The following is a 26,033-nucleotide window of genomic DNA, read 5'->3' as shown; positions in this document are numbered from 1 at the left end:
TTGCCATTCTAAATATTGATCACATTTATACTTTCTTTCGCTGTATTTATAAAACAATTACACTATATTTAAATTTCGGATCACCTTGATTTCAACGTAGGGATATATTGTGAACATGTATCTGAAATGGCAATCAACCACATGGCTAACCTTGTTAGCTTGGTATACTTTAGATCACCAGCTCTCGTTTCTCCTTTCTTCAGAGTAGTACCCTCTAGGCGTCACGCGCCAGCAGAGTCTTTGAGCTTTGCCAATCCTGTTAATTTTGTATTTAAGAAGCTTCGTAACCCATGCGGCCGCTATTTGTGTTGTTGTGCATGAGGTTCTTATCTCTTAGTTATTATTAATTGGATCCTAATCAATACGTTATTGATTAAATAAATTATTTCTAGCTATTAATTTTTCATCGTAATTATCACGAGAGTGATCGTGCGTTAAATTAAATTAATGGTGATGACTCGTGACATTTAAAAATAATGAATTTGGCTTTTCTCGTTTAGGCTGAATTTGTTGAAAGGTACTATTATGGAAAACTTCAAGCATCTACCAGAACCGTTTCGTATTCGCGTTGTAGAACCAGTAAAAAGAACAACCTCTGCATATCGTGAGCAAGCCATTGTTGACGCGGGCATGAACCCATTCTTACTGGATAGTGATGATGTGTTTATCGACTTACTGACAGACAGCGGAACCGGATCTATCACCCAACGCATGCAAGCTGCGATGCTAATGGGTGATGAAGCTTACAGTGGTAGCCGAAGTTACTATGCGTTGGCGAATGCAGTGAAAGATATTTTTGGTTACCAACTGACGATTCCAACACACCAAGGGCGTGGAGCCGAGCAGATCTACATTCCTGTTCTTATCAAGAAGCGTGAAATGGAAAAGGGATTGGATCGCAGCAAAATGGTCGCCCTGTCTAACTACTTCTTCGATACAACACAAGGTCACACTCAAGTGAACTGTTGTGTAGCGAAAAACGTCTACACCAAAGAAGCGTTCGATACTTCAGTCAATGCCGACTTTAAAGGCAACTTCGACGTTGTGAAACTGGAAGAAGCGATCTTAGAAGCGGGAACTGCCAACGTTCCTTACATCGTGAGTACCATTACCTGTAACTCTGCTGGTGGACAGCCGGTATCAATCGCGAACTTGAAAGCTGTGTATGACGTGGCTCAGAAGTACGATATTCCAGTGATTATGGATTCTGCACGCTACGCTGAAAATGCCTTCTTCATTCAACAGCGCGAAGCGGGTTATCAAGATTGGACAATCGAGCAAATCACGCGTGAGTCTTACAAATACGCGGATGGTTTAGCGATGTCTGCAAAGAAAGATGCGATGGTGCAAATGGGTGGCTTGTTGTGCTTCAAAGACGATTCTTTCATGGATGTGTACACAGAGTGTCGAACACTGTGTGTAGTTCAAGAGGGCTTCCCAACCTATGGTGGCTTAGAAGGTGGCGCGATGGAGCGTCTTGCGGTTGGCCTGTATGACGGCATGCGTCAAGATTGGTTAGAGTACCGTATTGGTCAGGTTCAATACCTTGTTGATGGACTAGAAGCAATGGGTATCGTGTGCCAGCAAGCCGGCGGTCATGCTGCATTTGTCGATGCGGGTAAACTGCTTCCACACATTCCTGCTAGTCAGTTCCCCGCACATGCTTTGGCGTGCGAACTGTACAAAGTGGCAGGTATTAGAGCGGTTGAGATTGGTTCATTGCTGCAAGGCCGCGATCCAGCGACAGGTGAACAGCACCCATGCCCTGCGGAGCTATTGCGTCTTACTATTCCTAGAGCGACGTACACACAAACCCACATGGATTTCATTATCGAAGCATTCGAAAAAGTGAAAGAGAACGCTGGGAAAGTAAAAGGGCTCGACTTTACCTATGAACCGCCTGTGTTAAGACACTTTACAGCGCGCTTGAAAGAGGTAGAAATAAGCGAGAAGCAAGCAGGAAAAAAGAATGAACAAACGCTCGAAGAAGCATTTTAAAATAAAAACATAAGCGAATAGTCACTAGAAACATAATCAAAGGCTCCCTCGGGAGCCTTTTCTTTTGCGGAAGTTGGGAAGTGAAATCGTGGGAGGTTGAGCATGAGCAGATTGATTGAGGCTACGCTTGTTTGTTTTCCAGGGTCGACTTCAATATTTGGAACAACCACTGATTCAATGGAGCATCTTTCTGAGAACGACGGCAACTCATCACATAACTCACATCAATCGTGAGCTTTTCTGGTAAATCAATGCTGCGACACCCTTCTGGCACACTGCCATCTAAGGTGATTCCAAAATAATCGGATTTCAGCACAATATCGTGGATCATTGCGGGGTGATCGGCTTCCACTTTTGGATCGACATGAAATCCGATATTTCGAAGGCGATCGAGAATAGGGTATTTATTGTCATTCCAACCCGGGGTTTTAAATAAGATGATTGGATAGTTGACGAGCGATTTAAAGCTTTGTGCTTTATGATCTTCTCTCACAAAGAATACGACTTTTCCTTTTCCAATCTCTTTCTGTGAAATGGACTGCGGCAGGCTTTCATCAAAGTAGTGAACGGCTATTGCGTCTTCACCCTCGATGATTCTGTTTTTTACATTAGTGCTCCATCTCTCCAGTGAGAAGCGAACATGCGGGGCTTCTTTACTCAGAGTGAGGTAAAGCTTAGAACCAAAGCGCTCCCAAAAAAGTGTATTGGCGTAGATTTTTACATCTCCCTGATAAGATACAGGGCAGAACTCTTGATGCTTTATCGCCTCGACACTGCTTAGTATCTGCTCAAAATTATCAATATTGTTTTCAATAAATGTCGTTGGTTCGAAACCATGCTTGGTTTGAATGAACAGTGGGTCGTCCAGTTGTACTCTTAATTTCGAAAGGTTCTTACTGATCGCCCCTGGGGTTTTTCCTAGTGATTCTGCAACTAAGCCAACATTACGAAGCTCATACATACGTTTGATGACCAAGATATTCTGAATATCGAGATTGATGTCCACAAGCACTCCGAATTGCTTAGATGATAACGATGCTAATCTTTGGCGCAGTGAAAGCCTAAAGACCATCTGACTCTAATATCATAATCATCACTGCCAGTTTTTAAGACAGCACAACGTCAAGATGTGAACTATTTCTTTGATTTTTCAACGAGTTTCCATTTAGTAAATATTGGTTTTCCTCGAAAAGCTGATATTCGGTTGCTAAAGTTATTTCAACAAATAAACTCAACAACCAAACAAATATAATATTAAAAAATCATAAGAGGTGATGTATGAAAAAGTTAATCGCACTAGGCTTGATGGCTATCTCAATGAATACTGCTTTTGCTGCTGATGGAACTTATACAGGAACCATCGATATGACAAGAAGCGAGGGTAACCAGGTAAACGCAGAGCGTGTCGAGTCTAACCCTACTCTTGAAGGAAGAAATGAAGCCGCTAATGGTGGAATAAAATTCCAAAAGAACGTTGATCAAGACCAAGCGATCCAGTTGAATGGCCGCCGAGATTAATGTATTAACCTTACTATCATTGTCATAAGAAATGCTGCGCCCTCGGGTGCAGCATTTTTTGTTTTGGGATTTGGAGTATTTTATAAACCCTAGTGATCTAGCCTTGGCATGTTGTGTAACGTGTGGCATTTTGTTCTCTAACTCTAACTCTAACTCTAACTCTAACTCTAACTCTAACTCTAACTCTAGATCGCTATTAGGTGTTGGTTAAGCATTACAAGCCAGTAAGCGAACGATTCGAAAAGGACAAGGAATGACTCAAAAAGAAACGGGAATGATTCGTCATATTTTGCTGATTAAGTTTAAAGAAGAGGCTGAAGCTTCTGAAATAGAGAAACTGAAAGGACTGTTTGAAGCGATGCCCAGTAAGGTGGAAGGTGTTGACTCGGTAGAGTGGGGCTTGAATGACAGCCCAGAAAACAAGAACCAAGGTTATACCCATTCCGTTTTAATGACGTTCGCAGATGAAGCGGGGCGTCAAAACTATCTTCCGCACCCAGAGCATGATGCGCTGAAAGATGTATTTCGTCCGTTGTTAGACGACATCATCGTGTTTGATTACTCCCTATAATTGGTCCTCTCTGCATGCTCCCTAAAGCCTAAAACCAAAGCTAAAAGCCCAAAGCCCAAAGCCCTAAGCTAAAAGCAATAAAAGCCATAAAAGCGTATATACCTAAAGTTTATTTACACGAGGTATATACGCTGAGTCATCTCGAATAACGAAGCGTTAGGGCTTGTGTGGCAGAGCCCTAACCGAGAAAGCCCTAATCAAGAAAGTACCAACTACTCTGTAGGAGAGATAGTCACCGGGGCGAACGAAGCTACTGCATTTCCGCCGGCACCTGGGTGATCAACATAAGAGGTGTTTTGCATTAAGGTGTAGTACACGTCCACAAAGTCATCATCATTGACTAATACGCCATCAGGAATTACATCGATAATCTTACCGGTGATCTGAGGGATGATCGCATAACCCTGAACTTCAGGATCAGGAATCATCTTCAATATCTCTTCTGCGGCTTGAACCAAGAGCTTTGCTAGCGCTTTATAGTCTGTGCCATCATCGTGCTCCATTAAGATCATATCCGCAGCGCCCCAGCGGTAGCGAGGCCAGAAAATGACCGTTTGATTTGGGTAGTACGTCTGTTTGTCGTAGTCCAGATAAGGCATTTCTACTAGATCTATTTGTGGCTCTAAGCGGCTTGAATCTACCCCTGTCACAATGGCGTAGATTTCAGCTTTGCCAGAGATCCACGGTTCTTGGTCTACAGCCAAACGAATCTTTTTTAACTGAGTGGTATTCAACGGCTCAGGTTCTGACATAGCCATGGAGCGCGTAGCCTTACCAATAAATGTTTGTGTCTTAGTGCTGCGGCTTTCACTGTTGCTGCTTGTGTTTTTGGAGCCTGAATTAATTTGCGTTGTTGTACCCAGCTTCTGCATTTCAGCCTGCATTGCCATTAAGCCTGCTTTGAGCTCTTCAGCATCGTTGCTATCGACGACAAATACTGGGACGTCTGGCATTTGGTACACATCTAGTTCATGAACCTGTCCGTACACGTCATACGCTTCAATGTATTGCCAATTCGAATCATCACCTGATGGTTCAAATGCGAATAATGGGCTTTCACCGTTTTTCCAGGCTTCAATCATCGTTTCATCGGCCATGCGAACCTCTAACACAGAGTTGCTGAAGTCGTTGATCCCTTTCATCTTGCGATAACCAAGGTCCGCTTTCTGCATCCTGCTTGAAAATGCAGAGTAGGGCTGAGTAGAGCTCAATTTATCGACAGGCGTGGACAAGTTCTTTTCTGAAATTTGAGCCTTTAGGGAAAGCTCAAGATCGGAATAACGCTCGCTGATTTGTAAAGCCAAAGATTGCTTTTGCGCTGCGCTACTTTCTGCAATACCTAATGAATCAGTTGTCTCAATATTTTGCGCAAAAGACTGGAAGCCAACCACTGTCGTTGCAAGCACCATACTGATAGAAAAAGATGGTCTCATAAATAATCCTTATTTTAATTTTTATCATTAATAGAGCATTTGCCCTATAAGGATTAACCTATCAGTAACGTGAATGTGTTCAAAAGTTAGTCAGTCATTTTTGTTTCGTTGTGCAGCACAGGATCTCAATTTAAACTGTTTTTATAAAACAATACCTAAGTAACCTTGATATTTATAAATTAATAAACGTATCAGTAAATAATTTACAATATTATTAACTACACTGGTGTTTCATGAAAAAACCTACTCAACGTGAGTAGGTTTTTATTTCGCGGTTAACCGCTAGTTCTTCGTTTTATAACCTGTTTAAGAGGCTCGTTCTAACTCAATCTAAACGCAATGTTAGGCCTGAGTAGTTTGAGTATCCGCGCAGTAATACATGATAGGTCACGCCCGGTTGCGCGCTCACACTGCACTGTTCGTTGTTTCCAGCACGATAAGGGCGACAATCGTAACTTGATGTCGTTGGCTTACTGCCTGATTTCACGTAGAGATCGGCATCACCTGAACCACCAGACATTGAAACCGTCACGCTTGATGCAGAATCAACGGTGAACGTGTAGAAGCTCTCCGAAGATTGATTCCCGCTTAGGTTCGCAATCGGTGTGCCTTTCGTTAATACATTGCCAGTTGGAGGTGTGACACCACAGCTTGCATTCACACCGACGGTGTTAAAGGCATCTTCAACATCGGCAACCACATAACCCATGTCAGCTGTGGCTTTCGCGACACCACAAGCACCAGCGTCAAAGGTACTGTTTGCCGTCCAATACAATTGGTTTGCGACCGTGAAGATCTCAAAACCCTTACGCACATCCCAGCCAGACTTGTTCGCTAAAAGGTAAAAGGCGCGGTTGTAAACACCGCTAGATAAGTGAACGTTCAAACCATCGTAGTATTGAGAGGCATGATCAATCGAGCGACCATCTTTTGAAGGTTGATCAAAGTAACGCAAGCCACCTTCAGACTTGAATATGTCGCTACCGACCACCCAATCCACATTGCCACGTAAGTAGTATTCAGCCGCTTCGCCCGCAATATCGGAGAACGCTTCATTCATACCGCCTGACATGTTTTGGTACACCAAGCCGGAGTTTTGCTCGGTGAACCCGTGGCTAACCTCGTGAGCACTTACGTTGATATCGACCAATGGGTAAAAGGTGCTTCCACCATCCCCAAAGGTCATCGATGAGCCATTCCAAAAGGCATTTTCATAGTCGGTACCGTAATGAACGCGCATTGTCAGTTGGAAAGTTAAAGGCGATGTGTTCATCCACTCTTTGTACATATCGAATACGACATTACCGAAGTAATGAGCATCGTTGAGAGGCGAATAAGCCCCGTTAATGTATTTATGATCGGTGTAGTTGGTGCCGTCGGCACAGTTGTAACTGTAGGCTGCGGTGCCGGAGGTTCCGTTCCTCAAATCGATTGTCTTAACTGAATCATTTTCTAACGTACAAGTTGTGCCTGTCTTGTCGATGGGAAAGCTAGGGAAGTCGCTGCCATATTCATATCGAGTGGTTTTGAGGTTGCCACCGGGGCCAGTACCTAATGCTTTAGCGTGGTTTAGTCCATTCCATTTTTGGAGCACATCGCCAGTCGTGGCATCAATAAAGTAAAAAGGGCGCTCTGGCATAGAGGACGCGATAAAGAAATCGACCAGATACACCACTTGGGCGACTTGGTTCTCATCCAGTCTCACCATCAGTTTCGCGTTTTTATTTTCAATGGACTTTTTGCCGACGGTAAACGTGCGATGAGCAGACAATGCGGCTTCAATCGCTTGCTCTTGATTCAGTTTTGGCGCGATGCTGGATAGGTCACCACTGATCCCCTGTGCCATTGAACCGAACACTTGAGTGGGTTGGTTCTTGGAAAGGGTGGCCACGACCGAAGTATTAAAGATGGGTAAACCTAGGTGAGTTTGTTGATAGCGGACTTTGGTTTTTCCATTGGGCAGTACCACCCGTTTTACTTCAGAAAAACCTAATTCTAGTGGGGCAACACTCTTCGACTGAGCGACGAGGCTTTGTTGTAGTAATGCATCATTATCGACTCTGACCATTTCTGCAGCGTGTGCAGTAAAGCCAAAAGATGTACCTAGAATAGCTGCTATTTTCCAGCTTAGTTGACGTTGTTGGTTCATTTTTCGTTCCTGATTTTAATATAAACTCCTTCTTCCCAACGGCTTTATAGGAAGTCTATATGCAACACGCTAATGCCATGTGTTGCGAATCAAGATTGGAAGAGCATTTGGATTTATGACAAGTTTATCAGGGAGATTTATTTTTAGAGTATGTAATTCAAAGTTTACAAAAGTTCTTATTGATCAAATTGTTTTTATAAAATCCAATTTTATTATTTATCGTAAACATATGAAGGCTCGGGAGTTATTAAAATCCGCGTTGTTTGAATCTATAGAATGAATTTTTCTAAGTTAATTTCGATATTTCTCTGTTTTTACCCTAATTATAAGTTTGTAAATAACTGAGTTTTTCTTAGTTCCAATATTGTCTTTATTATCAATAGTAATCTTATTTTAACAATACCACTAAGCACAGATCTCATCTTTTCTACATTTAGTCCTGTTAGATAGAAAAATTCTACATTTTCTTGCTCAATTACAAACTAAGAAGGATAAGTCATTGTTATGAAAGGGGTAAGTAGCTTAAGATAGGCTACATAAGAAACTAGATAGAAAAATTCTGTATTTAAGTACAGAATTTCTCTGTCTAATAGCTGTTAGTTTTAATCATAAATGGAGTCGTAATATGGGTGGTTTAGCAAATTGGGCAAGTATAATTACAGCAATTATACCAACTTTAATTATCTTATCTATTTACAAAGGATCTGATGTAAATAGTAAAAAAGCTCTAGCATGCGGTATTGCTTTGTTAATTACTGCAACAGCTAGTCTTGCTTTAATGAATAGTTTTCAATTAATGTACGAGGCTCTTGAAGCTGCTTCTAAAATATCTACCGAAGATGCCTCTTCAGGAAAAAGTGTAGCTAATATTTGGGCTGTTATGTTTCCTGCAGTTGTAGGTGCCCTTGGTGTAAATATACTCACTTCATGGTTGCAACCAAAAAACTAACAAGGCGCTTAAACGGAACAAAAACAGTTGGTCATGTTTCGTGCCTCAACAAGTTTGACCAACTATTTTAGTCCGCTTAGCGCGGCGTTATATTTAATTCTATTTCGGAGGTATTAATGGAAGAACAGCATTCTAGGGAGTTTTGGCAAGAATTGATGTTGTCATTCGTACCTATAATGAAGTGGCCAGCTTTAGTTATGGCGTTTTGGTTAGTTATACCATCAGGAACATTGAATGATTTTTTGAAAATAGCTAGAGAAAATCATGTAAAAGAGTTCGGTATAGGTGATGCAAGAGTCGTGTTCCAAGAAAAAGCCAAAGTGCTTAAGGATACCAATGAAGTTAGAAACATCACTTCAGATCTAACTTCTCTCTTTGCACAATCCGGGATCGGACTAAAAGAAAAAGCGGATCGCTTAAAGTATTTCGAGGATCGGTTAGCTCAGATCAATTCACGGACAAAAACTGTAATTGATAAAGAGGCTCCTGTTTTCGTACCAGTTAAAAATAACCACTCTATTGGTCTCGATAGTGACAATATTGCTGTCTTTCATTTTGCAATTGAGAATAAAAAAGACTCTGAGAACTTTAGCTTGGCTGTTGGGATAAATGAGTTTCCAACCAAGCAGAGCTTTGATTTATGTGAAATAAGTGGGAAATATAAAGAGCTATTATCTACGAAAAAGGATAGAGATGGCAAAACTATTGGGCTCAATTACAAAGACAAAGCTGTTGATTGTTTGAGTACAATAGAAATCAGTCGCTTAAGTGATGAACGATACCTTTATTCATTTGATATAAACATCCTTAACGGTTTCAATGTCGCAAAGGTTGGCGGGTATGACGTATTTCTTCCGAAAAAATCGAAGCATGCAAGAAGTAACTCTCTATATATTGAAGGCAGCGACCCAGTTATTGCAACTAAAGGTAATGCTAATGAGATTATCGAAACTACAAAACTGTACATAACGGAAATTTAAATATAACAAAGCATTTAAGAGTGATTCCCAACGCTTGGCATTTTTCATTCCATCGTTGAGTTCGGTGTTTACGGTGGTAAGGTTAAGTTTCGTGGTAGCGTTGCTCACACCTTAATGCGGCGTTAAATTTCAATTAGGAGTATCGAGTGCTATCAGAAGTAGTTCAAATTATAGAAAAAGCACAACTGTCTATCATTACATTGTCAGTTGTGCTTTTTTGGCTATATAAGATTGATCTTTCGGGAGTCTATAAAGGTCTGCACGAACGAAAATCTAAGCAGTTAGATTTGTTAATTAAGTGCTTGGATAACCATCATCTCAGTGACAATGTGAAGTTCGCAATTCAAGAAAATATTGAAGCTCAATTATTTTATCAAAGTCATGGCATACGGGCTGATAAACCGTATCGAGATGCGTTAATAAATATAAACAAGAAGTATCCAAATCAAGCCCGCTGGTTCTTTTTGAGAAGAGCTTACCCATTTATGTCTCTTGGTGAGTCGGGGCGAGTAGAGTTAAAAGTTGGTAGAAAAGATGTCTGGATAAATAACGTCGTTACTTGGTTTTCCATCGGAGTCGTCTTGTTAGGTTTTATATCTTTGTTGCTGTTCTTTTTCGCTACTGTACTTAAGTACCTACCAGTTCAACCTGGTTTCTCGATGGCTGGACTTGGTTTCGTTATGATCTTTATGGGCTTATACGTTCATTGGACTACTTGGGGTAGGCATGCAGCAATCAAACTGTCGAAACTAAAAATTTAACAAGGCGTTTAAACGGAACAAAAACAGTGGGTTACGTTTCGCTTCGCTACACATTATAACCCACAATTTTTGTCCGCTTAACGCGGCTACATGGATTCCCCCCAGGTTGTCAAACATCCGCTAAACTTATGCTGATGGGTTTTGGACTGCCGCTCTACATTCGGCCTACTTATCGACGATTCGCATACGTCGTGGCCCTGATGACTTGCGCGACTGCGGTGCCTTATTCGTTAGATGACATCTAGTGTGTCCGCCGCATTAACAGGCTCTCCGCAAGTGGTCTTAACCTATCTCCATCATTAGCGTCTGCAATGACCCGGTAGGTTTAACTCCTTATGCTGCTTAGGTTTTTACTTAAGCAGCATAGTTTTCATATTCTGTTTGATTGTGTAAAAGCGACCATATAATTCGTGCGTTCTTCGCAGCAAGTGCCACTATTGCTCGGTTCATTCCTCTTCGTTCCAGAACGCCTCTGCACCACTGACTTAACTTATCTTGCTTGTCGCCAAGGTTGGCAATCACGGTCCTTGCGCCGTGAACTAATAGTGTTCGTAAGTATTTGTCGCCGTGTTTGGTTATCCGACCTAAGCGAGGCTTTCCTCCCGTCGAATATTGTTTTGGTACTAGTCCTAGCCAAGCTGAGAAATCACGGCTTTTATCAAATTGAGAACCATTGCCTATCGACGCAAGTATCGCAGTAGCGGTTTGCGGTCCAATGCCACGAACCTTCATCACTCGTTGAACATTAGCGCTGACCTTAGCAAAAGAATCGAAGACTTGCTCAGTATCGGCGATACGTTGATTCAATTCTCCAAGGTGGTGATAAGCATCGGCAATCACTGTTCTTGCGAGGTGTTGCAGCTCATTTTCTGCGTCTTCCAGCATTAAGGGAACGTGCTTCATTAACGAAGAGCGGCCAACAGGTATGATCAACCCAAATTCAGAGAATAGGGCACGTATGCAATTCATAAGCGCGGTGCGCTCACGAACCCAATGCTCTCTCATTCCATGTACCGATAAGATGGCTTGTTGCTCGGGGGATTTTACGGGCACAAAGCGAGTGGATGGTCGCTGAACAGCTTCGCAGATAGCAACAGCATCATTAAGGTCGTTCTTCCCTTTAGTTCGATAAGGAACCACGTATTTAACGGCCATGATACGGGCAGTTTATTGAGTGTTCTTACCCAATAATGTGCACCACCACACGCTTCAACGCCTATACGCATGAGTGGAATATTTGCTATTGTAGTCAGTAGTTTAGAGCGAGTTACCGACTTATGAAGTATGACCTTACCATTTTGGTCTACGGCATGAAGGCTAAAGTGGTTTTTAGCTAGGTCGATACCGCAGAAATAAGAATAATCAGACATGGTGCCTCCGATGCATTTAAGTACCACATAAGTGTGGCAGATCCTCGGTAGGGGGAATCCATGTTATTCGTTATGTGCACAGGGGGTGCAATATGATCAAGTACATTTCAGTAGCTCTAGTTAGTTTTTTTATTGGTGTTGGAGGGATGTATTATTTAGCTTCCATGACTCTAAATGATTTAGACGAAAAGCATAACAAACGCTTAAAGAAAGAATACGAGTTATTTAAATACCATAATACAAATACCGCTGAAACTCTTATTAAAGTCTCAAATGCATCTATAAATCACACGTTGTGTGAACTGAAAGGTGAAGATAAAAAGGAGGTAATTCATGCTCTAATTCTGAACGCAATGTTCGCTAGCGATGTTTCGAAGCAGTCAATAGAGACTTTAGAAGACGTGTTTACTACATCGCTTCTCGCACATAAAGAGCTTAGGAGAACATCACCAAATAAAGCTGATGAATACTTGTTACCTTTGATTCGAAATTATTGTAGCAATCACTTACCAAATTTGAATTGTGACAAAATAGATAGCTTAATTGATAGTTTGTCGAAAGAGCCAAGTGTGTGCACATAACAAACGACTATGGCGTCAATGATTAGTTTTTGGCTGTATTTTCATCCCACATGGCGTCATCTCTCAGCATAGAGTTAAGGGTCACGTTTCATGGAGGAAACATGACAAGCGACCAACTATTGGAAAAGGCACTTTATAGCAGTGCCAGCATCCATCAACCTCATTCTCTAAAAGCTTACTTGGCTGCGAATTATCTAAATGGGTATTTCGCTAAATCAGACAATGTGTGGCTTAAAACGAGTGAGCTGATAGACCAAACTGAGATTGAATTTTTAGGCGAGTACTCTGCAACGCTACAAGCGCCAAAGCTTACGGATTTTCGTATTCAAAGGATATTGGATAACGGGGTATACACAGCTGCGTATGCCGCTTTAATGCAATGGTATGAGAACAAGAGCTACTCGATAATGCAGCTATGCTCTTTACTTCTGAAAACCAATCAGGTGTCAAATATAGCTCACATATAACGGATCTCCCACGCAAAGGCGAACGTTTGCCTTTTGTTTCTCGGAATTTAGTTGCAGCAGTAAATCACATACAAACGTAGAGGTAGCGCACAGAATCGAAAAAGGGGATATCGCGATTACGTAATCATTGATCTAGCCGATAGTGAGATAGTGATAAGAGGTCGATAATTCGTTGTCGGACTAAATTAGAACTTTAAATCTAATTTCTAAGTAGTTGTTATCTCAGGAAGAGTTTTTGTGCTATGCGCCCCTATATTAAATATATTATCCCTATTTTAATTCCTTTCATTATCCTCGTAATGCCGCTATCAGCGTTTCCATTTGAAGGCCTTACGATTATTCAACAACGCGTTATCGCGATCTTTTTATTAGCGGCATTGTGCTGGGTGTTCGAGCCCATCCCGATCTACGCGACGTCTGTTGTTATTATCGTTCTGCAATTGTTGATGTTGTCGGATAAAGGGCTGATCTTTTTAAGGTTTGAGCATGGGGAGGAACATTTTGGTGAGCTGTTAAAATACAGCGATATCATGGCGACATTCGCCAGCCCAATCATCATGCTGTTTTTAGGTGGTTTCTTCTTAGCGATGGCCGCCACTAAGTATCGATTAGACGTAAACTTAGCCCGTGTATTATTGAAGCCATTTGGACAAGACCCAAAGTTTGTGATGCTCGGCTTAATGTTGATCACTGGTATCTTTTCGATGTTTATGTCTAACACGGCAACAACGGCAATGATGCTCTCTATTTTAACGCCGGTACTGGCTGTGTTTGGCCCGAAAGACCCCGGTCGTATAGCGTTTGCGCTTTGTATCCCTGTTGCCGCTAACATCGGTGGCATTGGTACCCCGATCGGTACCCCGCCGAACGCTATCGCACTTAAATATTTAGTTGGCGATAACCTCATTACGTTCGGCGAATGGATGGCATTTGGTGTGCCGTTTGTCGTTATTATGATGGCGTTAGCGTGGTTTTTAATAGGCTTTATGTACAAAGCTGACCAAAAGAAAATCGAGCTAAGTATCAAAGGTAAATTCCTTAAAACGCCCAAAGCCATTGCGGTATACGTCACTTTTGCGCTGACCATCATTCTTTGGTTAATGGGATCAAGCCATGGCATGAACTCTTATACCGTCGCTCTGATTCCTGTTGCTGTGTTCTCACTCACAGGGATCATCAATAAAGAAGACCTGAAGAAAATTTCTTGGGACGTATTGTGGCTTGTATCAGGTGGTATTGCGCTTGGTTTAGCTCTCGATAAAACGGGCTTAGCAAGGCTCGTGGTACACAGCATTCCGTTTGATTCTTATTCACCATATGTGGTGTTGTTCGGAGCAGCGTTCTTGTGTTTGGTAATGGCAAACTTTATGTCTCATACCGCAACGGCTAACTTGTTAATGCCAATTATGGCTGCATTAGGTTCGTCTATGGCTTCACTCACGCCATTAGGCGGTGAGTTAACGTTAATTCTGGTTGTGACTTTTGCCGCTTCATTAGGTATGTCGCTGCCAATCAGTACGCCACCGAATGCGTTGGCTCATGCCACTGGTCATGTGCAAAGTAATCAAATGGCCAGAATCGGTATTATTTTGGGTGTGGTTGGTGTGCTACTGAGTTTTGTTATGGTGTGGGTGCTACATTCAATTGGTCACATAGGATAACGATACGTGTATCAACAAAAGCTAGAAGCACTTATCGATCGTTATTTTAATCAGACAGAACGTCGGGTGACGTGCCGTGCCGGTAACACCATTATTGAACAATCAGCGTTAAACACTCGCTTGTATTATGTGTTTAGTGGAGAACTGGAAGGCTTTTATGCCGAAGCGAATGCACCGCGAGTACGCGTGTTTAGCGCGGGTAGTGGGGCTTTTATAGGCGTTCATAGCTTCTTTTCAGGTAATTGGACAGCATCTTCAACGGTTGTTGCTAAAACCGATGTTGAGTTAGCGTGGATCGACAAAGACACGCCGGCAGAAGATGAACGTAAATTTGGCCCTCTTACCGCACAGTTCACACCTGTGATTGTCAATGAGTTGTCGCGTCGTCAACGCCGTGCAACACAAGAAGCGATAGCGAAACAAAAAGCGCTAGAGAAGTTACATACTGCTGAGCAAATGACGACCTTGGGTCAATTGGCTGCAGGGATTGCCCATGAGCTTAACAACGCTATTGGTGTAGTAAATAGTAAATCTGGTCGACTTGAAACGGTCATCATGGAGCTACTTGAAGAAGTGCATCCAGAAGCCAGTCAATTTTTCGATTTTGGGTTAATGCATGGTCAGAAAACGTCGTCGTCAGAAGCGCGAACACGTGGGCGACAATTTGAAAGAAAATATGGTTTAGACAAAAACATTGCACGCTCTCTTGCGAAGGCGATTCCAATTGACGCTTCATCTGCAACAGACGTTATTTCAAAACATTGGCTGAAAAACCCAGAAGAAGCGATTCGCTTTTGGCAAATGGGCTGTGATTTACATGATTTACGTTTGGCATCTAGACACACCGTCGGCATCGTAAAATCGGTTAAACAACTTGGCAGAGTTGATATTGACACCGAAGAAGCGGTTGATATTAATGACTCCATTAACCATGCCTTATCGTTGTTACAAAGTGAGTTACGTAGAGTGTCTGTGCGATTGAGCCCTGCAGATTTGCCGACTTTTAAAGGCTCGAAAACAGAGCTCGTTCAGATTTGGGTCAACATTGTAAAGAATGCTTGTGATGCAATGTCGAATTCAGACGATGCTGCAATAGAAATTCAAACCAGATTAAGTAAGAAAAGAATATTAGTTACGATTGCGAATAACGGCCCTGAGATAGACGAGGGGACTCGTAGAAAGGTATTTCAGCCCAACTTCACCACTAAAAAAGGTGGTTTATCGTTTGGATTGGGCTTGGGTTTATCAATAGTTAAGCGGATTGTGGCGGGTTATGGCGGAAGTATCATTGTGAAAAGTGATGCTTCTAAAACTGTATTTAGAATCAAGTTACCAATAGAGGGTGAACATGGAGAAGCTTAATTTAATCTGTGTCGATGACCAGAGAGAAGTACTGAGCGCAGTGGTACAAGATTTAGAGCCGCTGGCGAGTTGGCTGAATATTGAAGATTGTGAATCAGCGCAAGAAGTGCTTGATCTCATTGATGAACTTGACGCAGAAGGCGAACACATTACCGTCATCGTGTCTGATCATGTGATGCCAGGGAAAACGGGTGTGGAGTTACTCACTGAAGTGTTCCATGACAGCCGCTTTCCGAATACAAAGAAAATCCTTCTTACGGGGCAGGCCACTCATACTGATACCATCAATGCGATTAACGCAGCAGGCATCGACCGTTACTTTGAAAAGCCTTGGCAAGCAAGTACATTAGTTGAGTGCATCCGTACTCTTGTCACTGAGTACATATTTGATCAAGGGCTTGATTACACAGACTATCAGAATGAGCTCGACCAGCAGGTTGTGTTGAGACGCTTGCGTTAGTCTCTTGCGTTAACTATTTACGTTAGCTATTTACGTTAGTTATTTACGTTAGTTTCTTGCGCTAGTCATTTATGTCAGTCGCTTGAAATTATATGCACTGAAGGAAGCTTTCTGAAGGAGTTTGTCTTTGAAAGACGTAATCATTCGGTGCATATATTGCTCCTCTCATTTTAGTCTTAAATGAGACCTCAACCTGCTTGGTTCTACGACTGATGCAGGTGTAATGTGGACAACTTAATGGAACATTGGCAAGTCTAAATATCGAGTCGATAAATCCTTGCAGCGCTCTCAGTGGCATAGAAAAAACTCGCTTCACCATGAGCGCAGTCGTGATAGCCAACTCACTGAACCGACGTGGCCTCCCGTGCTTATTATGTTTGCTTTGCGCCCACCCGCTTATCGCTTCTTCACTAATCCAAACGGTCAGAGATCCGCGATTAATGAGTGATTGGTTGTATTGCTTCCAGTTGGTCGTTTTGTTACGAGGTTTAGGCATGGTCAAGGTATGGTTTTTGAATTCCCTGGAGGTTCAGTTGATTCCGGTGAGTCGGGTAGCCAAACCGCAATTAGAGAATTGTGGGAAGATACAGGTCTTAAAGATTTACAACTTCTCGGTACTCATCAAGCTTTGAATAACGTCGGTGGTGAGATTCATTATGTAGTTTAGCGTGCGGTTCAGAATGATGAGCCTAAAATGGTCGAAGCAGAAAGACAGCAAACTTTCTATTGGCTAGAGCCCTAAGCTATTTCTCTTGATGATTTTTATCGCGCAGATATCGAGTTTATAGGCACCATTTGAGCCGGTTTGCTTCTCAAATACGCTAGTCACATCACCACCATCTTTATTCATCGTTAGTTTCACGGAGGAAACATGACAAGCGATCTTCGGCTAACGCGAGCGATTCGCAGTTTTTACCTGTTCTATTGAGTAAAAATAAGTCTGGTGGACGGATGTGAATATCTAACTGGGACTTACCACATTAACGCCGATATATATGTTTTGAAGTGACGCTGGATTCATAATAGGCTAACTCGTGTTTGCGTAATACGGGCTCACGTCTCAGTCGATTTTTGTGTGTACGATGAAACAGTCGATGTGGATGTGTCTCTCACTAATAACGTGACGTTAGCACTAAGAGCCATACTACAAGGAGGTTTTATGTTTCCATTAGATATATTTGTTACTTACACGCTGGCTTGTTTACTGCTAGTTATCTCGCCGGGGCCGGATAATTTGCTCGCTATAGGTCGAGGTTTAAGCCAAGGCCGATTGGCAGCAATAATGTCAGGTATGTCTTCTGGGGTGGGTATTCTATTTCATGTCGTTGCCGCGACCTTTGGGCTTACCCTTCTCATTCAAACTTCTGAAGTAGCGTTTTACGTTGTCAAACTCGTTGGCGCAGCTTACCTAATTTGGTTGGGTTTGAAAGTGCTTCGTACGAGAAATTTGTTCACATTAGAACCAGCGAAAAAACAGCCTCTAAAAGTCATCTTTTCTACGGGTTTTTTATCTGCCGCGCTTAATCCAAAGCCAGGTATGTTTGTTCTTGCTTTTGTACCCCAATTTGTAAACCCAAGTTTAGGGTCAGTGACAACTCAAATGATCGGTTATGGCGTTTGGTTTGCTTTATTAACGGCAGTTGGCTTTAGCTTAATGGGTGTTTTCTCGTCTCAATTGTCAGAGTGGTTCAGGAACAAGCCTAAGTTAGTGTCAGGGTTGAATATTGGTGCAGGTATTACATTTGTATCTTCTGGGTTAGCTGTGGCGTTTATGAAGCAGCGATAATCTGTGCGCTAGGCATTGATTTATTAAGATTCACAACGTTTGGCATTTTTACTTTGGGTGCCAATCGTTTTAGTTGATAGTCGTAATCACAATTCAACAGAGCGCTCGGCTGCAATGTGATTTAAACAAAACAGATAGGATATTTTATGGACAATGAGCAATTAGAGTATGCAGGCTTTTGGGTGCGATTAGGAGCTGCGTTGATTGATACCTTCCTGTTCTTGCTGGTGACTATGCCTTTATTGTATTGGGTATATGGTGACTACTATTTTGATTCAGATGAGTTCATCTTAGGCGGCTGGGATATGTTGTTAAATTGGGTGTTCCCTTTTATCGCAACGGTTATATTCTGGGTTTATCGATCAGGCACTCCAGGAAAAATTGCTTTGAAGCTTCAAGTTGTGAATGCGGAGACCGGAGAGGCGCTGTCTACGGGCAAATCAATTTTAAGGTACCTTGCGTATTACGTAAGTATTCTTCCACTGTGTTTTGGTTTTGTTTGGATTGCGTTTAGCGGAAAGAAACAAGGTTGGCATGATTTAATTGCCAATACAGTCGTTGTTAGACCTACAAATAAAGGTATTGAACCCGTAAAGTTTGGAAAGCGAGCTTAAGAATAATTCCAACTGATAGTTAATGCATGATGTTTTTTGTTCCAACTTGGTTTGGTGTAATTGGTATAACTATCGTTCTGCGTTCTGCATACGTACCGATGATTTGCATACGTAGTGGTCCTGATGACTTCGCCAGACCGCGGTGCCTTAGATTTAGGTTAGTTCTCAACTTCTAGCGAATTATGTATTGCTCTATAATGATCGCGCATTACATGAGAAGAAGATATTGATGAACAATAATAGAGAAATCATTGCATACCTCCGCGAGAGTATTCCAGCGTTTGAATGCGTTAAGGGTTGTCATGATTGTTGTGGGCCAGTGACGACCTCCTCGGAAGAAATGTCGCGATTACCGATGAAATCTGACGCGGAACATGAAGCTGCCTTAAATGAATATAATTGTGTGCACTTAGGGCCTAATGGGTGCGAAGTGTATGAAGAAAGGCCACTAATCTGTCGATTATTTGGCACAACACCTCGTATGGCATGTCCAAATGGGTGTCGTCCAACAGAGATGGTCGATTTAAAAATTGAACGTCAGGTGCATTACTTCATCAGGAACACTCGCCAAGTTTTAGTGTAGTTGGCTCGATAGCCAACAGAGCACCCACAATCACATAAGCATTAAAGATAGCTCACTTGATAGCATTTTTAGTTTCGTGCTTGTTAGGCAATGAAGAAGTGGCGATTATGTGACTTCTTGATCGCAGCGGCCTGTGAAACGGGTTATGTCTCGGATAAAACAGTGCAATATTGGCGCAATGTGTTAGATGGTTAGAAGTCCAATTTAACCAGTGGGTAACACAGTATATGAAAGGGAAGGAGACTCAGGATGAGTACAGGTTTTAAAGGTTCGTGTTTGTGTGGAAGTGTTCGCTTTTCGGTTGATGGGTTCTGCGAAAAGGCAGCCAACTGTCATTGTTCAATGTGCCGAAAATTTCACGGCGCAGCTTTTGGTACGTTAGTTGGTGTTCAAGGGTTGAGCTGGCTTTCAGGTAAAGATCGACTCAAAGAGTTTGTCGCACCAAACGGCACAACACGAACATTCTGCTCCAATTGTGGTTCAAGTTTAGGCTTCAGAGTAAAAGGTGAACCTGTAGAAAACATCGAACTAGCGATATCGACATTCGACGTGGATATTCCAGTCAAAATCGATGCTCAGATTTACACCAACTACAAAGCGAACTGGTGTGAATTACAGCCAGACTTACCTACGCATTCAGAAGGGCGAACAAGTTAATCGATCTTCGATTCTTTGAATCGCAAATATTGAATGCACAGTGATTATGGTTAACGTGCTTGGTGTTGCCCAATTCTTAACGCACGTTGACGCCTCTCTCCAAATTTATTGAGGCAGCTCGAAAAGATCGGGTTTTCATACAATTCTATATTGGCATCTATCCATACTAAATCCAGGAGGAAAGTATGAGATGGTTAATTATTAAAAATGCGTTCATTACGCTTACTATAGGATTTGGAATTGTATGGCTAATTTCTCGAGGAGACTATCTAGCTACAGCGTCAGTTTACCCGATCGACTTTGTGTTCTTATGGTTGGGCGTTGTTTTAGCTGGCTTCGCATCGATTTATACAATAGATGACCTTCAACGAGGTTCATGGCATAAGTCTGCTGTGATTTATGCATTTTATTATTATGGTGCATTCGGTCTTTTTGCAGACGGCCACGTTGCGGATTGGGCTCATAGCACTGGTTACATTGAGAAGTTGTTTATGTCTGGCTTTATAATTTTCGTCTCGTTATTTTCAATAGTCGTGCCGTTAATCGTGTTCACGATCTCTGTTATACAGGCACATCTTCTTTCTATCGCAGTTGAAAATAGGCAGCTGTAAACAAGTCAATTATCTACATGTTCGAGTTTTTAAACAGGTGTGTTAATTAGTTAAATAAGATGCGAAGGTAGGCCAAAATATTCATCATTTTGTACATGGAGGTACAATGAACATCGGTATATATATTTATAATCAAGCAGAAGTTCTCGATTTCTCTGGCCCATTTGAAGTTTTTAGTACGGCAAAGCGCTTAGGTGCTGAAGATCTAAATGTATTCATGGTTTCTGAGCACGCCGAGCCAGCTGTCGCCCGTGGTGGGTTTAAGGTTCTGACTGACTACTCGTTACAAAATCATCCAGAGATAGATTTGTTAATGGTAGTTGGCGGTGTGCATACTGACGAGATGAACAAGTCGAATGTACTGGATTGGTTGGTATCCGTTGAGCCAAATGCTGAACAAGTTGTGTCAGTTTGCACTGGCGTGTTTTTATTGGCTAAAGCGGGCTTACTTAAGGGGTTAACAGTTACTACCCATTGGGAAGATATTTCCGACTTAGCATTACAGTTCCCTGATTTAAATGTGACTGCCGATCAGCGCTGGGTGACATCAGGTAAGTTCACAACTTCAGGTGGTATTTCTGCTGGTATAGATATGAGCTTACATCTGATGTCTGAGCGCTATGGTTTAGAGTTTGCCACGGTAGTCGCTCGGCAAATGGAGTACAACTGGCAAGAGTCTACATACTAACCCTCCAAAGATGACTCTATGTGTGTTGTGTATTTTATGTGTTGGTTTGGGTGTTTAAAGCACAAATGAAAAAGGACATTACATGGACATTAGAATAGGAACATTGTCTGACGTTGAAGGAATCACTGATATTTTCAACTTCTATATTGCACATACCAACGCGCGTTTTGAAGAAGAGAAATTTTCGTTGGAAAATCGCCAGCAGTGGTTCGCTCAGTTTTCAAACAACAGCAAACATCAACTTTATGTCGCGATAGAAAATGGTGCGTTATTAGGTTTCGCGTGTTCTCAGCAATACCGGGCTATGTCGGCATTTGAAGACACTGCAGAGGTCACTATTTATCTTGCGGCAGAAGCTCAAGGTAAAGGTTTAGGCTCTAAGCTTTATTCTCAGCTATTTGCATCGATTAGTGATTATGGTGTTCACCGCGTACTCTCAGGTGTTGCTTTACCTAATGAGGCTTCAATAGCACTTCATAAACGTTTTGGATTTCGAGAAGTCGGAGTGTTCAATGAATATGCGAAGAAAAACGCTCAATACATCAGTTCAATGTGGTTAGAGAAGGTGTTAAACAAGGAATCAGATTGATTAGGATGGTTCAAACACGATGCAATACTCTTGGTACTTTAATTACGTATTGCTCAATGTTTGATTTAGAAACAAAGGACACTATATGGAAGTAAGGTTAGTCAAAGGTTCCGATCCTAAGTTCGCTGAATCGATCACCAAAACGAATATGACGAATTACTACCAAGCTCGAGGTATCGCTTGGGGCCATAGTCAGTTTTTACGTAGCTGGGATGAGCTGGATAACTATGAGGCTTATGTGGGGGATAGCCGTATTGGTGTTATTCGCTTCAGTTACACCAGTGATACAACGTTTCTTAGGGACTTGCAGATATTAGCTGAATACCAAGGCAGAGGCTTTGGTTCTAAATGTTTGGATTTAGTGATTGAACATGCGAACAATCAATCATCGACTCAGTTAGTGTTACGAGTGTTCAGTGAGAATCCCGCCATTAAGCTATATCAATCAAAAGGTTTTACAAAGGTTTCTGAAGTTAAAGGGCTCGTTGAAATGGAGCTGCTTTTAGGATCATCATTGAGAGAGTGTCATGGATAACCGTATCCAATTAAATTTTGTTAAATATACACTGCTTGAGTTCGCACTCGCTGCATTCTTATTGTTGTCTGTTTATTGGCTATTTGATGGTAACCCTCAATCACTGCCTACTATTGGGTTGATGCTCAGTTCTGTTGCGGTATTAAAAGTCGTGACGCTATGGTGGCAGTTTCGCAATAGCTCTTTTGAAGTATCGAACAATCATGTCTGTTTCGATGGTCACGCTTGCGATATCAAGTTACAGGGAAATATTCTTCCTTTTGATATCGGGTCAGTTATCAAGCTTTCATACACGAAAGGAGCGATGCAAAAACGCAATATCTACCTTCCTAAAGGTGCTATGAACCAAGAAGAATGGAAGCGTGTGTTAGCGTGTCGGACATAGTTTTACGGCTTTAGTTTGTGTTGTGTGTCAGTTTGTATTTCGGATGCGGTTCGTGTGCTAGTATCGCCTTTTTTGCATCGAGCTAATCTATGACTAACGATCATTTCAAAGGTAAATATGAGGTTGAGCTGAAGTATCAACTTAGCTCTAAGTCTGAGTTCTTGAAAACTTTGAACCTAATGCCTCATGAAGTAATGCTGCAAGACAACCTAGAATGCGACTGGTATTTCGATAGCCCTGATAGAAGCTTACAGGCTCAGAACAAAAGCTTGTGTATTCGTACTATGGAGCCGTCGGGTATCAAGTTATGGATTGTAAAAGGCCCTGAGCCTGATCGATGTGAAGCGACAAATATCACCGATGCGACGAATGCCAAGAGCATGCTAGAGAACTTGGGATACGAAGTGATTCTTAAAGCGCAGAAAACTCGCAGTATTTACTTTGTTGGAGAGTTCCACATCACGGTCGATTCTCTTGCGGGTATCGGTGATTTTGCTGAGTTTGCTATCATGACGGACGATGAGTCTAAGTTGTCTGTGTATAAAAGTGAGCTTGAGTTGTTAGCCAGTAAGTTCGGGTTGACTCAATCGGCGCTGCAAACTCAGTCTTATAAACAGATGTTCGAGGAAATGAACGCATAGTACAGCGTTTAAGCGTCAGGGAGAGTTATGGACACCATTATCAAACAAGCAATCGAATTGCGAAAAGAAGATAAGTATCAAGAGTCGCGTGACTTACTGGCAACGCTACTCTCTGATGAAAACTATGCAGCGAAAGCACATTTACAGATTGCGTGGTCTTACGACAACCAGGGCAAAGAGCAACAGGCGATTGAGCACTATGTATTGTCTCTGTCTGGTGTGCTTTCTTCAGTAGAGCGTTTTGATGCGCTTTTCGGTTTGGCGAGTACTTATCGAAGCCTTGGCCTTTATGCAGAGGCTTTAGGCTATTTCGAACAGACTATGGCTGAGTATCCTGACTCGATAGAAGTGAAACCTTTCTACGCAATGTGTTTGTACAATTTAGGTCGCCATAAAGAGGCGACATCGCTGTTACTTGAGCTTTTGGTTTCCACCACGAATAGCGAAGCGATCAAAGAGTACCAACGAGCGATCTCTTTATATGCTCAAGACCTAGATAAAACCTGGTAAACAGCCGCGTATAAAGCTCATCTGTTTGCTTAAACACGATGAGCTTAGCCTTGTTTTATCTTCTTAGGGCGAAACTTTCTGCCATCCATGATATTCAAAGACATCAGTGTTAGGTTGGTCGCGCCTGCTATCAGTTCTAAAACCTGAACGCCATAAAACACTGAGTCGAACTCTCCTAAACTTGCCCACTGATTTAAAAAGTAAGCGGCCGGAATCAAAATAACGATCCCGTTGAACGCGATAATTGGCATGCGTTTACTCTTACGCTCAACTATTTTCCCTTTACGTTGTTTTGCCATAGCTGCACCGGTCGCACCAGTGATCGCAATGGCTGGGACAAGAATAAACAAGCCCGGAAAAACGATCATCGACTTGACTAGCTTCACTGATTCCAAAGTGCCAAACAGTTCTACAAACAATGTGCTGGTAAAGAATGTCGCGACACACAGTGTTGCTGTTAATGCTGCTGTTTTGTGGATTATTGGTTTCATATCATTTGCGCCTTTAGTTTGGTAACATGTTGTCAACTTGGTTTAAGTCTAATTTAATGACAGCATGTTGTCAAAGTGAGTGTTATGGATACGAATGGAGAAGTTTTCACAAAGATCGCACTAGAGATCTTTAAGGTCAGTGGTCTATTGAATGCTGAGGGTGACAAATTAACCGAAGAGTTAGGGTTAAGCAGTGCCAGATGGAAGGTGATGGGTGCGATCGAGAAGTCCGATGATCTGGTCACGGTTTCTCAAATTGCTCGTATTATGGGGCAAAGCAGACAAGCGACTCAGCGTGTTACCGACATCATGGTGAAAGATGGCCTGCTAACTTGGCTTGATAACCCGAATCACAAAAAAGCAAAGCTGGTTAACATGACTGAAAAGGGCAAGGAAGCGTATTCGCTATTAGATAAAAAACAGGAAGTATGGGCTGAAAGTGGCGCTGAAAGCATTGAAAGAGACGAGCTTGATAAGGCGCTAATCACTTTGAAGAAGATGGCTACCTTCTTAGATAAATAGATAAATAGATAAATAGAGAGTGGAAGTTGAGAAGAGTACGGAAGCCTAAGCATCGATATGATACTTAGGCTTCAGGGGATGGCTTTTGTTCTTTAGGAAAGCGTTACGCTGAAAGCTCTTTACGAACGATCTCTGCGCCAGCACTGAGCGCATTAAGCTTCGCTGAGGCAATTTCGCGAGGCAGGGGTGCCATGCCGCAGTTAGTGCAAGGGTAGAGCTTATCGGCATCAACGTACTTAAGTGTTTCTCTAAGAGTGCTAGCCACTTCTTCCGGTGTTTCAATGGAATCGGTAGCCACATCGATCGCACCGACCATCACTTTCTTACCTCGTACCAGTTCAAGTAGCTCAAGAGGTACATGAGAGTTGTGACACTCTAAAGAGATAATATCGATATTCGATTGCTGCAGCTTAGGAAATACTTCTTCGTATTGGCGCCACTCTGTGCCTAACGTTTTTTTCCAATCCGTATTCGCTTTAATGCCGTAGCCATAACAAATATGCACTGCTGTTTCGCACTTAAGCCCTTCAATGGCTCTTTCTAAGCACGCGATGCCCCAATCATTCACTTCATCAAAGAACACGTTAAACGCAGGTTCATCGAACTGAATAATATCAACGCCTGCTGCTTCTAACTCTTTCGCTTCTTCGTTGAGGATCTTTGCAAATTCCCACGCGAGCTTTTCACGGCTTTGGTAATGCGCATCGTAAAGTGTATCAATCATGGTCATAGGCCCCGGCAGAGCCCATTTGATCGGTTGATCGGTTTGTTGACGTAAGAATTTCGCATCTTCGACAAACACTGATTTCTGACGAGAAACAGGGCCAACGACTGTAGGAACACTTGCATCGTAACGGTCGCGGATTTTAACGGTTTCACGCTTTTCAAAATCAACGCCATTCAAGTGTTCAATGAAGGTCGTTACGAAGTGCTGACGTGTTTGTTCGCCGTCACTCACAATATCAATGCCTGCTTGCTGCTGCTCGTGCAGAGAGACACGCAGTGCATCTTGTTTGCCGTCTGTGAGTTCATCACCTTGAAGTTTCCATGGCGACCAAAGCGTCTCTGGTTGTGCAAGCCAAGACGGCTTCGGCAAGCTGCCCGCTGTTGAAGTCGGTAATAGTGTTTTCATAATAATACTGCCTATCCTTGGATGATTTG

The 26,033-nt window shown here is 42.3% G+C and carries 27 protein-coding genes and 5 pseudogenes; 25 read left to right on the top strand and 7 right to left on the bottom strand.

Annotated elements, in window-relative coordinates:
• The first annotated feature begins 525 nt into the window (after nt 1–525).
• The gene (gene tnaA / locus AC3CID_RS09055; protein ID WP_488526423.1) at nt 526–1,998 is read left to right on the top strand and encodes a tryptophanase; all 1,473 of its coding nucleotides are present in this window, start codon (nt 526–528) and stop codon (nt 1,996–1,998) included.
• Nucleotides 1,999–2,119: 121 nt separating this feature from the next.
• On the opposite strand, the gene AC3CID_RS09050 is transcribed toward tnaA, so the two are convergent.
• Nucleotides 2,120–3,004, bottom strand: coding sequence for a LysR substrate-binding domain-containing protein (locus AC3CID_RS09050; protein ID WP_488526422.1), 885 nt, complete (start codon nt 3,002–3,004; stop codon nt 2,120–2,122).
• A 272-nt stretch (nt 3,005–3,276) separates the two neighbouring features.
• Here AC3CID_RS09050 and AC3CID_RS09045 point away from each other — a divergent pair, with 272 nt between their 5' ends.
• Together AC3CID_RS09045 and AC3CID_RS09040 are read left to right on the top strand one after the other, a co-directional pair.
• Complete coding sequence (locus AC3CID_RS09045; RefSeq protein WP_114633641.1) at nt 3,277–3,516, top strand: VPA0252 family protein; 240 nt, start codon at nt 3,277–3,279, stop codon at nt 3,514–3,516.
• Between the two features lie 253 nt (nt 3,517–3,769).
• The gene (locus AC3CID_RS09040; protein WP_054547427.1) at nt 3,770–4,087 is read left to right on the top strand and encodes a Dabb family protein; all 318 of its coding nucleotides are present in this window, start codon (nt 3,770–3,772) and stop codon (nt 4,085–4,087) included.
• A gap of 212 nt (nt 4,088–4,299) precedes the next feature.
• Here the strand turns inward: AC3CID_RS09040 and AC3CID_RS09035 are convergent, their stop codons facing one another.
• Both AC3CID_RS09035 and AC3CID_RS09030 read right to left on the bottom strand, forming a co-directional pair.
• Nucleotides 4,300–5,520 (bottom strand): DUF3103 domain-containing protein, encoded by a 1,221-nt coding sequence (locus tag AC3CID_RS09035; RefSeq protein WP_488526421.1) that lies wholly within the window; start codon nt 5,518–5,520, stop codon nt 4,300–4,302.
• 325 nt (nt 5,521–5,845) lie between these two features.
• Nucleotides 5,846–7,669 carry a M4 family metallopeptidase gene (locus AC3CID_RS09030; RefSeq protein WP_488526420.1) on the bottom strand — a complete coding sequence of 608 codons (1,824 nt, stop codon included), beginning with the start codon at nt 7,667–7,669 and terminating at the stop codon, nt 5,846–5,848.
• A 625-nt stretch (nt 7,670–8,294) separates the two neighbouring features.
• Between AC3CID_RS09030 and AC3CID_RS09025 the strand changes: the two genes are divergently transcribed.
• The 3 genes from AC3CID_RS09025 (at nt 8,295) to AC3CID_RS09015 (ending at nt 10,359) form a co-directional block, all read left to right on the top strand.
• On the top strand, nt 8,295–8,618 hold the full coding sequence (locus AC3CID_RS09025; RefSeq protein WP_488526419.1) for a hypothetical protein: 324 nt from the start codon (nt 8,295–8,297) through the stop codon (nt 8,616–8,618).
• Nucleotides 8,619–8,734: 116 nt separating this feature from the next.
• Nucleotides 8,735–9,598 (top strand): hypothetical protein, encoded by an 864-nt coding sequence (locus AC3CID_RS09020; RefSeq protein ID WP_488526418.1) that lies wholly within the window; start codon nt 8,735–8,737, stop codon nt 9,596–9,598.
• Nucleotides 9,599–9,744: 146 nt separating this feature from the next.
• A complete protein-coding gene (locus AC3CID_RS09015) occupies nt 9,745–10,359 on the top strand; it encodes a hypothetical protein (RefSeq protein WP_488526417.1) in 615 nt (204 codons plus the stop codon).
• A gap of 354 nt (nt 10,360–10,713) precedes the next feature.
• Here the strand turns inward: AC3CID_RS09015 and AC3CID_RS09010 are convergent.
• Nucleotides 10,714–11,729 (bottom strand): annotated as a pseudogene (locus AC3CID_RS09010) (IS110 family RNA-guided transposase).
• 92 nt (nt 11,730–11,821) lie between these two features.
• On the opposite strand from AC3CID_RS09010, the gene AC3CID_RS09005 reads away from it, so the two are divergent.
• From AC3CID_RS09005 to AC3CID_RS08985, 5 genes and pseudogenes are all read left to right on the top strand, one after another.
• Complete coding sequence (locus AC3CID_RS09005) at nt 11,822–12,310, top strand: hypothetical protein (protein ID WP_488526416.1); 489 nt, start codon at nt 11,822–11,824, stop codon at nt 12,308–12,310.
• 101 nt (nt 12,311–12,411) lie between these two features.
• A pseudogene (locus AC3CID_RS09000) lies at nt 12,412–12,711 on the top strand (hypothetical protein); the annotation flags it as partial.
• A 308-nt stretch (nt 12,712–13,019) separates the two neighbouring features.
• Entirely contained in the window at nt 13,020–14,438 is a 1,419-nt protein-coding gene (locus tag AC3CID_RS08995; RefSeq protein WP_488526415.1) for an SLC13 family permease, read from the top strand.
• 6 nt (nt 14,439–14,444) lie between these two features.
• Nucleotides 14,445–15,800 (top strand): ATP-binding protein, encoded by a 1,356-nt coding sequence (locus tag AC3CID_RS08990; protein ID WP_488526414.1) that lies wholly within the window; start codon nt 14,445–14,447, stop codon nt 15,798–15,800.
• On the top strand, nt 15,787–16,260 hold the full coding sequence (locus tag AC3CID_RS08985; protein WP_017062404.1) for a response regulator: 474 nt from the start codon (nt 15,787–15,789) through the stop codon (nt 16,258–16,260). Before AC3CID_RS08990 ends, AC3CID_RS08985 begins: the two co-directional genes overlap by 14 nt.
• Before the next feature lie 154 nt (nt 16,261–16,414).
• Here the strand turns inward: AC3CID_RS08985 and AC3CID_RS08980 are convergent.
• Nucleotides 16,415–16,756, bottom strand: a pseudogene (locus tag AC3CID_RS08980) (transposase); the annotation flags it as partial.
• Nucleotides 16,757–16,765: 9 nt separating this feature from the next.
• On the opposite strand from AC3CID_RS08980, the pseudogene AC3CID_RS08975 reads away from it, so the two are divergent.
• The 13 genes and pseudogenes from AC3CID_RS08975 (at nt 16,766) to AC3CID_RS08915 (ending at nt 23,859) form a co-directional block, all read left to right on the top strand.
• A pseudogene (locus AC3CID_RS08975) lies at nt 16,766–17,085 on the top strand (NUDIX hydrolase).
• 334 nt (nt 17,086–17,419) lie between these two features.
• Nucleotides 17,420–18,046, top strand: coding sequence for a LysE family translocator (locus AC3CID_RS08970; RefSeq protein WP_488526413.1), 627 nt, complete (start codon nt 17,420–17,422; stop codon nt 18,044–18,046).
• Nucleotides 18,047–18,192: 146 nt separating this feature from the next.
• A complete protein-coding gene (locus tag AC3CID_RS08965; protein ID WP_017072730.1) occupies nt 18,193–18,660 on the top strand; it encodes an RDD family protein in 468 nt (155 codons plus the stop codon).
• Between the two features lie 229 nt (nt 18,661–18,889).
• Entirely contained in the window at nt 18,890–19,243 is a 354-nt protein-coding gene (locus tag AC3CID_RS08960) for a YkgJ family cysteine cluster protein (protein WP_171316167.1), read from the top strand.
• Between the two features lie 105 nt (nt 19,244–19,348).
• Nucleotides 19,349–19,438: pseudogene (locus AC3CID_RS08955) on the top strand (opioid growth factor receptor-related protein); the annotation flags it as partial.
• Nucleotides 19,439–19,492: 54 nt separating this feature from the next.
• The gene (locus tag AC3CID_RS08950; RefSeq protein ID WP_488526412.1) at nt 19,493–19,900 is read left to right on the top strand and encodes a GFA family protein; all 408 of its coding nucleotides are present in this window, start codon (nt 19,493–19,495) and stop codon (nt 19,898–19,900) included.
• A gap of 185 nt (nt 19,901–20,085) precedes the next feature.
• Nucleotides 20,086–20,511: a hypothetical protein gene (locus AC3CID_RS08945; RefSeq protein ID WP_135456411.1), complete on the top strand. Its 426-nt coding sequence runs from the start codon at nt 20,086–20,088 to the stop codon at nt 20,509–20,511.
• Between the two features lie 106 nt (nt 20,512–20,617).
• Nucleotides 20,618–21,199 (top strand): DJ-1/PfpI family protein, encoded by a 582-nt coding sequence (locus AC3CID_RS08940; protein ID WP_488526411.1) that lies wholly within the window; start codon nt 20,618–20,620, stop codon nt 21,197–21,199.
• Between the two features lie 82 nt (nt 21,200–21,281).
• On the top strand, nt 21,282–21,788 hold the full coding sequence (locus AC3CID_RS08935) for a GNAT family N-acetyltransferase (RefSeq protein ID WP_171330722.1): 507 nt from the start codon (nt 21,282–21,284) through the stop codon (nt 21,786–21,788).
• Between the two features lie 85 nt (nt 21,789–21,873).
• Nucleotides 21,874–22,323 (top strand): GNAT family N-acetyltransferase, encoded by a 450-nt coding sequence (locus AC3CID_RS08930; protein ID WP_171330720.1) that lies wholly within the window; start codon nt 21,874–21,876, stop codon nt 22,321–22,323.
• Nucleotides 22,316–22,708, top strand: coding sequence for a hypothetical protein (locus AC3CID_RS08925; RefSeq protein ID WP_171330718.1), 393 nt, complete (start codon nt 22,316–22,318; stop codon nt 22,706–22,708). Before AC3CID_RS08930 ends, AC3CID_RS08925 begins: the two co-directional genes overlap by 8 nt.
• Before the next feature lie 89 nt (nt 22,709–22,797).
• A complete protein-coding gene (gene cyaB / locus AC3CID_RS08920; RefSeq protein WP_171330716.1) occupies nt 22,798–23,349 on the top strand; it encodes a class IV adenylate cyclase in 552 nt (183 codons plus the stop codon).
• A gap of 27 nt (nt 23,350–23,376) precedes the next feature.
• Nucleotides 23,377–23,859 (top strand): tetratricopeptide repeat protein, encoded by a 483-nt coding sequence (locus AC3CID_RS08915; RefSeq protein WP_171316175.1) that lies wholly within the window; start codon nt 23,377–23,379, stop codon nt 23,857–23,859.
• A 44-nt stretch (nt 23,860–23,903) separates the two neighbouring features.
• Here the strand turns inward: AC3CID_RS08915 and AC3CID_RS08910 are convergent, their stop codons facing one another.
• On the bottom strand, nt 23,904–24,350 hold the full coding sequence (locus tag AC3CID_RS08910) for a hypothetical protein (protein WP_065204735.1): 447 nt from the start codon (nt 24,348–24,350) through the stop codon (nt 23,904–23,906).
• 84 nt (nt 24,351–24,434) lie between these two features.
• Here AC3CID_RS08910 and AC3CID_RS08905 point away from each other — a divergent pair, with 84 nt between their 5' ends.
• Nucleotides 24,435–24,872 carry a MarR family winged helix-turn-helix transcriptional regulator gene (locus AC3CID_RS08905; protein ID WP_017077136.1) on the top strand — a complete coding sequence of 146 codons (438 nt, stop codon included), beginning with the start codon at nt 24,435–24,437 and terminating at the stop codon, nt 24,870–24,872.
• A 103-nt stretch (nt 24,873–24,975) separates the two neighbouring features.
• On the opposite strand, the gene AC3CID_RS08900 is transcribed toward AC3CID_RS08905, so the two are convergent.
• Complete coding sequence (locus AC3CID_RS08900) at nt 24,976–26,004, bottom strand: methionine synthase (RefSeq protein WP_050621147.1); 1,029 nt, start codon at nt 26,002–26,004, stop codon at nt 24,976–24,978.
• Nucleotides 26,005–26,033: the final 29 nt, after the last annotated feature.

The organism is Vibrio sp. QJM3NY_21, from assembly GCF_057785975.1.
Note: the sequence above shows the minus strand (reverse complement) of the source record. Positions and strands in the feature narration are given on the sequence as shown.